The organism is Duganella sp. Root336D2 (assembly GCF_001425005.1).
Taxonomy (GTDB): Bacteria; Pseudomonadota; Gammaproteobacteria; order Burkholderiales; family Burkholderiaceae_D; genus Rugamonas.
Genome location: NZ_LMDB01000003.1, coordinates 22,845 through 35,508, shown reverse-complemented (window position 1 = coordinate 35,508; position 12,664 = coordinate 22,845). Strand labels below are relative to the sequence as shown.

Annotated in this window: 9 protein-coding genes; 4 read left to right on the top strand and 5 right to left on the bottom strand. The window is 62.1% G+C overall.

From position 1 onward, the window contains the following. Positions 1–5: 5 nt before the first annotated feature. Positions 6–794 carry an alpha/beta fold hydrolase gene (locus tag ASD07_RS05210; RefSeq protein ID WP_055926368.1) on the bottom strand — a complete coding sequence of 263 codons (789 nt, stop codon included), beginning with the start codon at positions 792–794 and terminating at the stop codon, positions 6–8. 2 nt (positions 795–796) lie between these two features. After that, entirely contained in the window at positions 797–2,107 is a 1,311-nt protein-coding gene (locus ASD07_RS05205) for an O-acetylhomoserine aminocarboxypropyltransferase (RefSeq protein ID WP_055926365.1), read from the bottom strand. 145 nt (positions 2,108–2,252) lie between these two features. On the opposite strand from ASD07_RS05205, the gene ASD07_RS05200 reads away from it, so the two are divergent. Continuing rightward, complete coding sequence (locus tag ASD07_RS05200; protein WP_055926361.1) at positions 2,253–2,711, top strand: CBS domain-containing protein; 459 nt, start codon at positions 2,253–2,255, stop codon at positions 2,709–2,711. Positions 2,712–2,778: 67 nt separating this feature from the next. On the opposite strand, the gene ASD07_RS05195 is transcribed toward ASD07_RS05200, so the two are convergent. After that, positions 2,779–5,040: an EAL domain-containing protein gene (locus tag ASD07_RS05195; protein WP_055926358.1), complete on the bottom strand. Its 2,262-nt coding sequence runs from the start codon at positions 5,038–5,040 to the stop codon at positions 2,779–2,781. A gap of 211 nt (positions 5,041–5,251) precedes the next feature. Between ASD07_RS05195 and aroC the strand changes: the two genes are divergently transcribed. Further along, the gene (gene aroC, locus ASD07_RS05190) at positions 5,252–6,352 is read left to right on the top strand and encodes a chorismate synthase (protein WP_055926355.1); all 1,101 of its coding nucleotides are present in this window, start codon (positions 5,252–5,254) and stop codon (positions 6,350–6,352) included. After that, positions 6,349–7,491, top strand: coding sequence for an MFS transporter (locus ASD07_RS05185; RefSeq protein WP_229207061.1), 1,143 nt, complete (start codon positions 6,349–6,351; stop codon positions 7,489–7,491). Before aroC ends, ASD07_RS05185 begins: the two co-directional genes overlap by 4 nt. Positions 7,492–7,494: 3 nt before the next feature. On the opposite strand, the gene ASD07_RS05180 is transcribed toward ASD07_RS05185, so the two are convergent. Continuing rightward, a complete protein-coding gene (locus tag ASD07_RS05180; protein WP_055926353.1) occupies positions 7,495–8,973 on the bottom strand; it encodes an HDOD domain-containing protein in 1,479 nt (492 codons plus the stop codon). Further along, positions 8,970–10,703, bottom strand: coding sequence for a bifunctional diguanylate cyclase/phosphodiesterase (locus ASD07_RS05175; RefSeq protein ID WP_055926350.1), 1,734 nt, complete (start codon positions 10,701–10,703; stop codon positions 8,970–8,972). The genes ASD07_RS05180 and ASD07_RS05175 overlap by 4 nt, the downstream gene beginning before the upstream one ends. Positions 10,704–10,949: 246 nt before the next feature. Here ASD07_RS05175 and ASD07_RS05170 point away from each other — a divergent pair, with 246 nt between their 5' ends. Next, a complete protein-coding gene (locus ASD07_RS05170) occupies positions 10,950–12,632 on the top strand; it encodes an isovaleryl-CoA dehydrogenase (RefSeq protein ID WP_055926347.1) in 1,683 nt (560 codons plus the stop codon). Positions 12,633–12,664 lie beyond the last annotated feature (32 nt).

Here is a 12,664-nt window from a genome sequence, read left to right as displayed (position 1 = left end):
GAATTTCAGCGCAGGAAGGCGAGTAGCGCGTCCAGCACCGCGTCCGGCTGCTCGGCCATCATCTGGTGGCCGGCATCAACCGTCACGGTTTTTGCGCCTGGCAGTGCCGCCAGCAGCGCCTTGGTGCTGCGCGGCGGCGTCATCATATCCTTGCTGCCGAAGATGAACTGCACCGGGCAGCGCACGCTCGCAGCGGCCGCGTCGCCATTTGCATAGCTGTTGCAGGCCGTGAAATCGGTGTGGAACAGCAAGTCTTCCCCTTGCGCGGAGATGCGCTCCATCAGCCGTTTCGACATTCCGCTGACATAGAAACCCGGCCCCGGGCAGGACGGCTTCTGCGCGTAGGAGCTGTGCGACCAGATATTGACCATGTCGATCGCCTCGCCCTCGGCCTCGCGCGCGGCGTTGAGCAAAGCGTCGGACACCTTCATTGGATAGGTTGCGCCAAGCAGCGCCAGGCGCGTAATGCGGTCTGGGGCGCGATGGGCGGCCTGCAGCGCGACCAGGGCGCCCATGCTGTGCCCAACCAGCGCGGCTTGCTGCACGCCGGCTGCGTCCAGCAAGGACAATAAGCAGTCGGCCATTTCCTCCACGCTGCGCAGCGCGGCGCCGCCGCTGCGGCCGTGGCCGGGAAGATCCACGGCCAATACGCCAAAGCCGTGGTGCGCCAGGTAGCGCGATTGCAGCGACCAGATTGAATGGTCGTTTTGCGCCCCGTGGATCATGGCCACCGTCGGCAGCTCCGGGTCGAACGCCTTGCCGCCCGTGTAGCAATACGTATCGCCGAATTTCATGCTCAAGCCCCTTTCTGCGAGGCTTTGAGCCCGCTTGCCAGGTCTTCCAGCAGGTCATCGGCGTCCTCCAGCCCGACCGAAAGGCGCATGGTGCCTTCCGCAATTCCCGACGCCGCCAGCTGCTCGGCCGGCACGCGGAAATGGGTGGTGGAAGCAGGGTGGATGACCAGCGAGCGCGCATCGCCGACATTGGCCAGGTGCGAGAACACTTTCAGGTTGTCGACAAAGCGTTTGCCGGCCGCACGATCGCCCTTCAACGTGAACGACAGCACCGCGCCTGCTCCCTTGGGCAAAAGGCGGGTGGCCAGAGCGCGGTCCGGGTGGCTCTCCAGTTCAGGATAGATCACCGACTCGACTGCCGGATTGGCGAGCAGGAACTCTGCCACGCGGCGCGTGTTGGCGACGTGCCGGTCCATGCGCACCGCCAGCGTTTCGACGCCCTGCAGGATGGCAAAAGCATTGTGCGGGCTCATGGCCGCGCCGAAATCGCGCAAGCCCTCGCGCCGCGCGCGCAGCGCAAACGCTGCCACGGTTGATTCTTCGGCGAACACCATGCCGTGGAAGCCGTCATATGGCTCGCAAAGCTCGGCAAAACGTCCGGTCGCCTCATAAGCGGCCTGCCAGTCGAAGGTGCCGCCATCAAGCAATACGCCGCCGATGGCGGTGCCGTGCCCGCACAGGAATTTGGTGGCCGAGTGGAACACCAGGTCGGCGCCGTGCTCGAAAGGCCGCAGCAGGTAGGGCGTAGTGAAGGTCGAATCGACCATCAGCGGCAAGTGGGCTTCGTGCGCAAGCGCTGCTACGCTGGCGATATCCAGCACGTCCAGGCCCGGATTGCCCAGCGTTTCACCGAACAGCACCTTGGTGTTGGGCCGGATCGCGGCACGCCAGGCGTCCAGGTCGCGCGGATCGACAAAGGTGGTCTCGATGCCGAAACGCTTCAGGGTATAGCCGAGCAGGTTGTGCGAGCCGCCGTACAGCGCCCGCGACGCGACGATGTGCGAACCGGCGCCGGCAATGGTGGCCAGTCCCAGGTGCATGGCCGCCTGGCCGCTGGCGGTGGCAATCCCCGCCACGCCGCCTTCCAGCGCCGCCATGCGCTCCTCCAGCACCGCATTGGTGGGATTGGAGATGCGTGAATACACGTGGCCGGCCCGTTCCATATTGAACAAGGCTGCCGCATGGTCCGAATCGCGGAAAGCGAAGGAGGATGTGAAATGGATTGGGGTAGCGCGGCTGCCGGTGACCGGATCTGGCGTAGCGCCCGCGTGCAGGGCGAGGGTATCGAACCCTGGATAATTTGGCGTTGTCATGGTTGCCATGCTATCGTGTTATTTAGCTTGTGAATACTGTTGCGTTTTGATTAATCCACCTCTGGATTTTTCACTTGGCATACGCTAAATTCGATGGTAAGGCTTACAATAAAACCATAATCACCACCGGACAGGACGGCCCAAAATGAAAGTATCTGAAATCCTCCAAGTCAAAGGGAACATCCTCTACACGATCACTCCGGACCAGCCGTTGGTCGAAGCGGCGAATACCATGGCCGAAAGAGACATCGGCTCCCTGGTGGTGATGGAATACGGCGACCTGGTCGGCATGCTGACGTTCCGCGAAGTGCTGAAGGCGCTGCACGCGAACCAGGGCTCGGTCGGCGGCGGCACCGTGCGCAAGCACATGGATGACCACCCGATCACCGTCACCCCGGACACCGAAGTCAATGAGGTACGCCGCATCATGCTGGAAAAGCACGCGCGCTACCTGCCTGTGATGAACGCCAAGACCCTGCTGGGCGTGATCTCGTTCTATGACGTGGCGCGCGCCGTGCTGGAAGCGCAAAGCTTCGAGAACCGCATGCTGAAGGCTTACATCCGCGACTGGCCAGCCGAGGAAGAAGAGAAGTCCGAGGGGTGAAATAAAAAATGGGGAGGTACCCCATTTTTCGCGGTTCAAAAAATGGGGTGCGTCCCCATTTTTTTATTTATGCGACGCCGGCCAAGGCGTCGTCGCTTAGCCAGCCGACCAGGGCTTCGCCGGTCATTGGCCGCGCGAACAGGAAGCCCTGGCCCAGCGGGCAGCCCAGGGTATGCAGGATTTGCGCCTGGCGCTCGTCTTCCACGCCTTCCGCGATCACCGCCAGGCCAAGGTTGCGGCCCAGTTGCACCACCATTTCGGCAATGCTGCTGCCGCGCGCGGAATTCGTGATTTCGGTGACGAAAGCGCGGTCGATCTTCAGGCGGTCGACCTGCAGGCGCTGCAGGTAGGACAGGGAAGAGAAGCCGGTGCCGAAATCGTCGATTGCAATGGTCACGCCGGTCTGCTTGATCTGCGCCAGCATCCTGATCAGCATATCCGGCTCTTCCATCGCCATCGATTCGGTAATCTCAAGCTCCACATACTCCGGCGGCGCGCCCGTGTCGTGCAGCGCATTGCGCAGCATTTCGAGGAAGTGCGGGTGGCGGAACTGCACCTGCGACACGTTGATCGACATGGTGAACTCGGTATGCCCCGCCGCGCGTAGCGCCACCAGTTCCTGCATCGACGTGCGCATCACCCATTCGCCCAGGTCGATAATCAGGCCCGAATATTCGGCGATGGGAATGAAGCGGTCGGGGGAGACAAATTTGCCGTCCGGCGTCTGCCAGCGCAGCAGGGCTTCCGCGCCCATCGGACGGCGTGAATCGAGGTCGACTTGCGGCTGGTAGACAACAAAGAGTTGGTTCTGGCTGAAACCGGTACGCAGGGCGTGCATCATGCGTACACGTTCGCGGATTTCCACGCCCATGCTGCGCGAGAAGTAGAAGTGGCCGGCGCGCTGCTGCGTCTTGGCGCGTTTCAGCGCGATGTCGGCATCCTTCAGCGCATCGGCGCCGCTGCCGTCATGTTCCAGCAAGCGCACCAGGCCGAGGGTGGCGGAAAGCTGCACATCTTGGCCATCGATACTGAACGGCGTTGAGAACAGGCTGATGATGGTGGCCGGATTGACCTGGCCTGCGTCGCCCAGCACACAGAAGATATCGCCGCCGATGCGGGCCACGGTCAATTGCTTGCCGAGGCTATTCTGCAGGCGCGCCGCAACCGCGGACAGCAGCAGGTCGCCGAATTCGTGGCCCAGTGCGTCGTTGGTCTCGGCAAAGTGGTCGAGGTCGACCAGGCAAAGCGTGGCGTCCTGCTTGGCCGGGCCGGCCAGTGTGGCATCGAGGATTTCGATCAGGCGCGTGCGGTTCGGCAGCTTGGACAGGTTATCGTAGAAGGCTGCGGTATGCAGGTGCGACACCAGTTCCACGTTGTCGAGGCCAACTGCCACGTTGCTGCAGAAAACTTCCAGCAGGCTTTCTTCGAGCGGGCTCGGACTGCGCGAAACGTCCATGAAGGCGACGAAGGTGCGGCTGGCCTTGCCGGCAAAGTACAGCGCTATGCTGTCGCCGCAATAGACGTTGCGGCGCGCGCCAAGGCATTCTTCCATTGCCTTGTGGACGCGCGGGTCTTCTTTCGCAGTGAGCTGGGAATTGGACAGGTTATGGTGGCTGCCGCTGGCTGCCATCACGACCAGCTCGTGGCAGCCGGCATCGGGACATTCCTGCACGCACAGTACGCCGTGGGCTTCCTGGCCCAGCAGTTCGGCAATCTGCGCCAGCACGCCGGAGGCGAAATTCTGCACGCCGTGCAGTGCCATCAGCTCGGTGCTGGAGTGCACGATACGCGCCAGGCCGCGGCGGCTTTCGTTGATGTTGCGGATTTGTTCGTAGGAACGGATTGCCGCAGTCACGGTGGTGAACAGCTTGATGCGCGTCAACTCCGATTTGGTCTTGTAATCGTTGATGTCGAAATCGCGAATTGCATCGATCTCGGGCGCGTAGCCCGGCTGGCCGGTGCGCAGGATGATGCGCACGTCGGCAAGCTTCAGTGTTTCGCGGATATAACGCACCAGGTGCAAACCGGCGTCATCCTGCTCCATGACTACGTCGAGCAGGATCACGGCGATTTCCTGTTCGTGCTTGAGCATTTCGCGCGCTTGTGCGGCGGAATAGGCGTGCACGAATTCCAGGGGGCGGTGCTGCATGTCCAGGTTGCCAAGGGCGAACGTGGTCGTCGAATGGACGTCTTCGTCGTCATCGATAATCATCACGCGCCAGACATTGCGCAGTGCGGGGAGAGCTGGCTGAGCCGAATGCTCTTCTAAGAAAACCAGATCGTCCTGATCGTCGTGGCCGCCATCCGGCGCCGTGATCGAAGGGGGCATTTGTCGCTTCTCCAAGGGGTCTCGGTGTTCTTACAACTTAGTATATAGCGAATTGTTCATGAGAACGACCATTAAAACACTTTCATGGAAGTTAACGAATAGTGGGGTGCTAGTTTCGTAAAAGTTGTAGCTTAAACAGCTACTTCCTGCGAGTTTTGCCATATCGGGTTAGAATGGACAGTTACCCCTGTTACTACTCATCGTCTCCATCATGTCCGGCAATTCCTTTGGCAAGCTGTTCACCGTCACCACGTTTGGCGAATCCCATGGTCCTGCAATTGGTTGCGTCATTGACGGCTGCCCGCCGGGGCTGGCACTGAGCGAGGCCGACATCCAGCCCGAACTGGATCGCCGCAAGCCTGGCACTTCGCGCCACGTGACGCAGCGCCAGGAGCCGGACACGGTGCAGATCCTGTCGGGCGTGTACCAGGGCGTGACCACCGGCACCCCGATTGCGCTGCTGATCAAGAACGAAGACCAGCGCAGCAAGGACTACGGCAATATCGCGGAGAGCTTCCGCCCAGGCCACGCCGACTATACCTACTGGCACAAGTACGGCGTGCGCGATCCGCGCGGCGGCGGCCGTTCTTCGGCGCGCCTGACCGCGCCGGTGGTGGGCGCCGCGGCCATCGCCAAGAAATGGCTGAAGGAGAAGTACGGTACCGAGTTCGCCGGCTGCATGAGCCAATTGGGCGAGATCGAAGTGCCGTTCGAGAGTTTTGAGCATGTGCCTTCCAATCCGTTCTTCGCCGCCACCTCCGACGCGGCCCTGGTCGAACGCATGGAAGACTATATGGACAGCCTGCGCAAGGATGGCGATTCCATCGGCGCCCGCATCGACGTGGTGGCGCGCAATGTGCCGGTCGGCCTGGGCCAGCCAATCTACGACAAGCTGGATGCGGATATCGCCTATGCGATGATGGGCATTAATGCGGTGAAGGGCGTCGAGATCGGCGCCGGCTTCGACAGCGTGGCGCAGCGCGGCTCGGAACACGGCGATGAGCTGACGCTGGAAGGCTTTGTCGGCAACAACTCCGGCGGCGTCCTGGGCGGTATTTCGACCGGCCAGGACATTACGGTATCGATCGCCATCAAGCCGACTTCCTCGATCCGTACGCCGCGCCGCTCGATCGACAAGGAAGGCAATCCGGTAATGGTCGAGACGTTCGGCCGTCACGATCCTTGCGTCGGCATCCGCGCGACCCCGATTGCGGAAGCGATGCTGGCCCTGGTGCTGATGGATCACGCGCTGATGCACCGCGCACAATGCGGCGACGTCAAAGTGTCCACGCCGGATATCAGTAAAGCGTGATTCCAGCCCAGGCTTTCGGATTCGCGCTTTTCCTCTTCTGTTATTACGCTTACGCCGGTACCTTTTCGACTTACGCCAGCCTGTATTTCCAGGGCCGGGGGATGTCGGTAGCGCAGATCGGCGTCCTGATGTCGATGATCCAGGTGTTGCGGATCTTCGGCCCCAATCTCTGGGGCTATGTCGCTGACCATTCCGAACGGCGCGTCTTCGTGCTGCGCCTGACCGGCGTGGCGGCGATGATTGCGTTTTCCGGTTTCATTTTCGGTTCAACCTTCGCGCACTTCTTTGCCGCGATGGCGCTGCTCAACCTGTTCACCAGTGCGCAAGGTCCGATGTGCGAAGCGCTCATGCTGTCGGAAATGCGCGGCGACTTGACCTACTACGGGCGCATTCGCCTGTGGGGCTCGATCGGCTTCATCGTTACGGTGATGCTGGCCTCGTTCCTGATGGACTGGCAGGGGACCGGCGCCCTGGTCTGGTTCTGCGGCGCCTTGCTGGTATGCGTGCTTGGCGCCGCCTTCCGCCTGAAGGACGTGCCGCGCCTGGCCCATGCCGGCAAGCCGCCGGCCTTGCTGGCGGTGCTGCGCAAGAAGGAAGTGCTGGCCTTCTTTGCGTCGACCGCGCTGATGGTGTCGGCCCACGCAGCGCTGTACACGTTCTACTCGCTGTACCTGGAAAGACAGGGTTACAGCAAGACCGTGACGGGACTTATGTGGTCGCTGGGCGTGGTGGCGGAGGTGCTGTGCTTCTATTACCAGGCCCCCTTGTTCCGGCGCTGGGGCGCCAAGCGGTTGATGTATGCCTGCTTCGCATTCGGTGTCGTGCGTTTCGCGTTGATCGGCGCCGGTGCGCAGTCGCTGGCCTTGCTGGTGGCGGCGCAGGTAATGCATGCAGCGACCTTCGCACTGCATCATTCGGCTTCGGTACAGACCATGCAGCGCTGGTTCAACGGCCCGCTGCAGGCGCGCGGGCAGGCCTTGTACATCAGCATTTCTTATGGTCTCGGCGGTAGTATCGGCAGCCTGGCGCTGACCCCGGTATGGCAACATGCGGGGCCGCAATTCATCTTTTACATTGCGTCGGGACTGGTGGCGGCAGGCGCCGTGGCTGCTGCGCTGAGTTACCGCTGGCAGCGGTAAGGGTCAGGCGGCACGGTTGACGGTGCCGACCTGGTGGCGGCGTTCGACAGCCTTCACCACCGTTGAGCGAATGTCGTTCAGCAGCGAAAACTCGGTCGGGCTGAGGTGGATGGCCGGGAAGGAATGGTCCCAATCGCCGTACAGGAAGCCGGTCGGCTGGCCGTTGGAGCACAGCGGCAGGATGACAAAGCTACGCGCGTCGTTCAGCGTGTCGCGCCACCAGGCCGGCAGCTTGGCCGCAAATTTGGGGTCGGCCGCATTCTCGATGAAGATCACGCGATCGCTGCTCAGGGCCGCGTGGAACACGTTCGGCTCGTAAGCGTCGGCAAAATGCATGGCTTCCAGATGCTCGCGCACGCCTTCGCCCAGGCACATGCGCGCCACGTATTTGTTCTCGCGGCGGTTGCGCACGAATGCCACCGAGCGGCTGAATTGCAAGCCTTTGAACACGGTTTCCAGCGCGATCGAAGCCATCTGGCCGACACTCGCGGTGTCGAGCGAATCGCGCATATCGGCCAAGCCGCTAAGCAGGATATTGTTGCCGGCGGCACGCTGGCGGGTTTGTGCCAGCGCCTTGGCGCGGCGTTCGGCCGGCTTGGACAGGGGCGCAATCGACAGGTCGGCCGCGGCAACGGCTTTGGCCTGCTCGATGGCCAGCGCCAGCTTGTCGGTGCTGACGCCGATCATGGACGAAAAGCGGGCAGTGATGCGCTTGACTTCCGCTGCGCCTTCTTCATTGTCATTCCAAAGTGCGCCGGCGCAGATGCAGGCCATGGTCGAAACGCCTGCCACCCAGTCTTCCGCGCTAAGCGGTTCGAGCGGCATATCGCCGGCAGGCGGTACCAGGGTACGCATGCCGGACAGCAGGTTCTCCGGCAGACCCCAATGCAAGGCGGCGGCGCGGCCGATATCCTGCAGGCTCAAGCCCAGCATCTCCGGCGCGGCGCTGTCTTCCTTGCCGGCGCCGGCGGCCTGCTGCAGCTCGGTCCAGCGCTCCGGCATGTAGAAGGTAACCAGCATGCGGCCCAGCGTTTGCAGCATGGAGCAAACCACAGCTTCTTCGCCGTGACGGTTTTCAGCGGTGGCCGACACTTCGCGGGCGACGATGCCGGCCAGTACGGCCTTTTCCATTTCAATATGGGCCAGGCCCGAATCGGGCGATACCACGGACAATTCTTCGATGAGCTTCAGGCCGAGTGCCAGGTGGCCAATGGCCTCCGTGCCCAGCACCAGCATGGCCTTGCTGACCGTGTTGATTTGCTGGCCGAAAGCGGAATACATGCCGCTATTCGCCAGGCGCAAGACTTTCTGCGTCAGGACGGGATCCGATAGTACGGTGCGCGCCATGTCGAACTCTTTATCGTCTTCGCCGCGCATGGCGCCGAGGATGGCCGTGATTGCTTTTGCGAAGCCAGGCATGTCGCCTTGCTGGCGCGTACGTTCCCACAGCGTAGACAGGGTCTGTTCGCTCAGCGCGCTCATTGCCCCACCTGCCGCGGTTCTTCCGTCATCAAGGATGCGTAGGTACGTTCCTTCAAGGCGGCCAGGGCCGTGTGCGCAGCCATTGGACGGCCGGTCAGGAAGCCCTGGACATACTGGCAGCCGCGCTGCGTAACGTAATTCATTTGCTCTTCCGTCTCGACGCCTTCCGCAACGACCGACAAGTCCAGGTGCTTGGCCAGGTCCAGCACCGCGTTGCAGATGGCGCCATCCTTCTCCGAGCCGGGCAGGTCGCGGATGAAGGTGCGGTCGATCTTCAGTACGGAAATAGGGAAGCGTTTCAGGTAGGACAGCGAGGAGTAGCCGGTGCCGAAGTCGTCGATCGCGATGCGGGCGCGGCGTTCAGCCATCCTGGCAAGGATCGTCTCGGCGTGCGCCGGATCGATCATCAGTGTGCCTTCGGTAATCTCCAGCACCAGTTGTTCACCAGGCAGGCCGGAGAAGGCCAGCGCATCGTCGAGTACATCGAGGAACTTGTCGTTGCGGAATTGACGGGGGCTGATATTCACCGAAATATACAGCGGCCGTTGCGCCACTTCCTGGAACTGCTTCAGCTGGACACAGGCCGATTTCAGCGCCCAGGCGCCGAGCAGGTTGATCAGGCCATTGGTTTCCGCGATGGGGATGAAGCGCGCCGGCGGCACCATGCCAAGGGTAGGGTGCTTCCAGCGCATCAGCGTTTCGAAACCCTCGATTTCGCGGGTGGCAGAGTTGACGATAGGCTGGTAATACAACAGGAATTCGCCTTCGCGCACAGCCTGGAACATTGCCGCTTCCAGCGAAATATCATGCTCCGGCGGGCCGCTCTGGCGCTGGCTGTAAACGATGGCGCGGGCTTTCCCGGTTTCTTTGGCGCGCGACATGGCCGCATCAGCCAGGGCGACCAGGCGCACCTCGTCTTCCGCATGCTCGGGGTAGACCGACACGCCAAGCGAGGCGCTTACGTAGATCGTGTGCTGCCCGACTTCAAACGGCGACTGCAGCGTGGCGAGCAGGCGGCCGGTGACCAGCTTGATTTGCGCCTCGTTGTAAGTGCCGGGCAGCACGGCGACGAATTCGTCGCCGCCAACGCGGGCCAGGGTATCGCTGTCGCGCAGCGTTTTGCGCAGGCGCGCCGCGGCCATTTTCAGTACCGCATCGCCAACCGGATGGCCCAGGCCATCGTTCACTTTCTTGAAGCTGTCGAGCCCAACGGTAGCCACCGCAAAACCCTGGCCGGAGCGGCGGGCCTGGGCGATGGTCATGCGCAGGCGGTCCGACAACAGCAGGCGGTTCGGCAACTCGGTCAGGCCATCGTGGGTGGCCATGTGGCGCAGGCGGTCTTCGGTCGCGTGCTGGGCCGTCATGTCGCGGCCGACCACCAGCAATTCATAGGCCTTGTTGGCGGTGGCGTAACTGCTGAGGCGCAGTTCGAACCAGATTTCCTGCTCGGGGGTTTTGAGGCGGACTTCGGCGCGGTGTGCACCGCGGGACTGGATCGATTCGGAGAGCGCGGACTTCAGTGCTGCATGGTCCAGTTCACAGGTAAAAGCGAGGAGGGGGTGGCCTTCGAGTTCCTGGCCATTACGCAGCAAATTCGCGGCTCGCTGGCTGGAGAAGAGGATATGACCCATCAGATTCAGCCTGAACACCACATCGCCCGCTTCCTCTAGCAGGAGGTTCGCCTCATGGTGTGATGTTGTTAAAGGCACTGTTGGGGAGCTGGAAAGCATTGTTGCGCTCGATTCTTTCTCTTCAGGTCGTAACCAGAAAGAAATGTATCACTTAAACCTCATGTTTCACATGAAAAAGAGCAACATTAGTCCATGTTTTTAGGAAATTTATTGCCCGAGATCAGTTTTATATGAAAGCAGGAGAAGTTTGGTGCTTTACTAAGCAATGTTTCGTTTTTATGTGAACCTTGCTAGTGCTGAAAGTTTGCGCTAGCCTCGCGTTACAGAGAACGCCGGGAGGGCGAAATGAACCGTTTGGACACGCACGAGGTTTTCAACCAGGTGAGCCCGTTTGTGAACGTCAACCTGTTCACCTGCGACACCGCCTTGCGCGAAGCGCTGGAGCGTGAGGGCGCCGCTTTCGCCACTGCCTCGCTGATGGAACTGGGGGCGGAACTGGGCACCGCCGAAATGCAGGAGCTGGCCCGGCAAGCCAATGAACATCCGCCGGTCCTGAAGAACTTCGACCGCGCCGGCCACAGGATCGACGAGGTCGAATTCCACCCCGCCTGGCACAAACTGATGGAGCTGATGATCGCTGCCGGCGCCCATGCCTCGCCGTGGGAGGGCAAGCATCCTCACCACGGCGCGCAAGTGGCGCGCGCGGCCCGCTACATCCTGTTCGGGCAAGTCGAAAACGGCGCGCAATGCCCGATCACCATGACGTATGCCAGTGTGCCGGCCTTGCGCCATAGCCCCGGCCTTTCCGCGCGCTGGCTGCCGAAAATCCTGTCGCGCGTGTACGATCCGAGCCCGCTGCCGATTGACGAGAAACGCGGAGCGCTGATCGGCATGGGCATGACGGAAAAGCAGGGCGGATCCGACCTGCGCGCCAACACGACGCAAGCCGAGCCGGTACCGGCTGACGAAATACGCACGCTGTTCGGCGCGGACAGCGAACCGGTGTATCGCCTGACTGGCCACAAATGGTTCTTCTCCGCGCCGCAATGCGACGCCCACCTGGTGCTGGCCCAGGCGGGCGATGCGGGATTGAGCTGCTTCCTCGTGCCGCGTTTCCTGCCGGACGGTGCGCGCAACCAGGTGCGCGTGCAGCGGCTGAAGGAAAAGCTGGGAAATAAATCGAATGCCTCGTCCGAAGTCGAATTTACCGGCGCCTATGGCTGGCTGCTTGGCCCGCTGGGCCGCGGCGTGCCGACGATCCTCGAAATGGGCAATCATACGCGGCTGGATTGCGTGCTGGGTACTGCCGGCATCATGCGCGCCGCATTGACCCAGGTCCTGCACCACGCTCGCCGCCGCAGCGCTTTTGGCAAGCCGCTCGCCGAGCAGCCCCTGATGCAAAATGTGCTGGCCGACCTGGCGCTGGAGTCGGAAGCCGCCACGGTCTTCGCGATGCGGCTGGCGCGCTGCTTCGACCATCTGGATAATCCCGCCGAAGCGCTGCTCGCGCGGCTGCTGACACCCGCCGGCAAATACTGGATCTGCAAGCGCGGCCCCGGTTTTGGCGCCGAGGCGATGGAGGTGCTCGGCGGCAGCGGCTATGTTGAGGAGAGTTCGCTGGCCCGGCTGTACCGCGAGCTCCCGGTGAACTCGATCTGGGAGGGTTCGGGCAACGTGATGTGCCTGGACCTGCTGCGGGCACTGTCGAAATCCAGCCAGGTGCAGGAAGTGCTGGCGGCGGAATTGGGCGAGGGCAGCCACGCCAATCCCGATTATGTGCGGTTCACCAGCCAACTGCTGGCGGACCTGCCCAAAGCCCGCGAAGACGAGTTCGGCGCACGACAGCTGGCTGAACGCGTCGTGCTGGCGATCCAGGCGGGATTGCTGCTGCGCCACGCGCCGGCATTTATCAGCTCCGCCTTCGTCGCCAGCCGCTTGGCGCGTGAGCCGGGGGGCGCTTACGGGCGGTTGCCAGCAGGAACTAACTGTGAAGCCATTCTACAGCGGGCGCTGGTGGAAAACGCCTGAGGCTGGGATAATGCGCGCAATTGAACGAATTT

Coding starts and splice junctions, on each gene's coding strand:
- ASD07_RS05210 (WP_055926368.1), bottom strand. CDS start 794: ATGAAATTCGGCGATACGTATTGCTACACGGGCGGCAAGGCGTTCGAC.
- aroC (WP_055926355.1), top strand. CDS start 5,252: ATGTCCGGCAATTCCTTTGGCAAGCTGTTCACCGTCACCACGTTTGGC.
- ASD07_RS05175 (WP_055926350.1), bottom strand. CDS start 10,703: ATGCTTTCCAGCTCCCCAACAGTGCCTTTAACAACATCACACCATGAG.
- ASD07_RS05195 (WP_055926358.1), bottom strand. CDS start 5,040: ATGCCCCCTTCGATCACGGCGCCGGATGGCGGCCACGACGATCAGGAC.
- ASD07_RS05200 (WP_055926361.1), top strand. CDS start 2,253: ATGAAAGTATCTGAAATCCTCCAAGTCAAAGGGAACATCCTCTACACG.
- ASD07_RS05170 (WP_055926347.1), top strand. CDS start 10,950: ATGAACCGTTTGGACACGCACGAGGTTTTCAACCAGGTGAGCCCGTTT.
- ASD07_RS05180 (WP_055926353.1), bottom strand. CDS start 8,973: ATGAGCGCGCTGAGCGAACAGACCCTGTCTACGCTGTGGGAACGTACG.
- ASD07_RS05205 (WP_055926365.1), bottom strand. CDS start 2,107: ATGACAACGCCAAATTATCCAGGGTTCGATACCCTCGCCCTGCACGCG.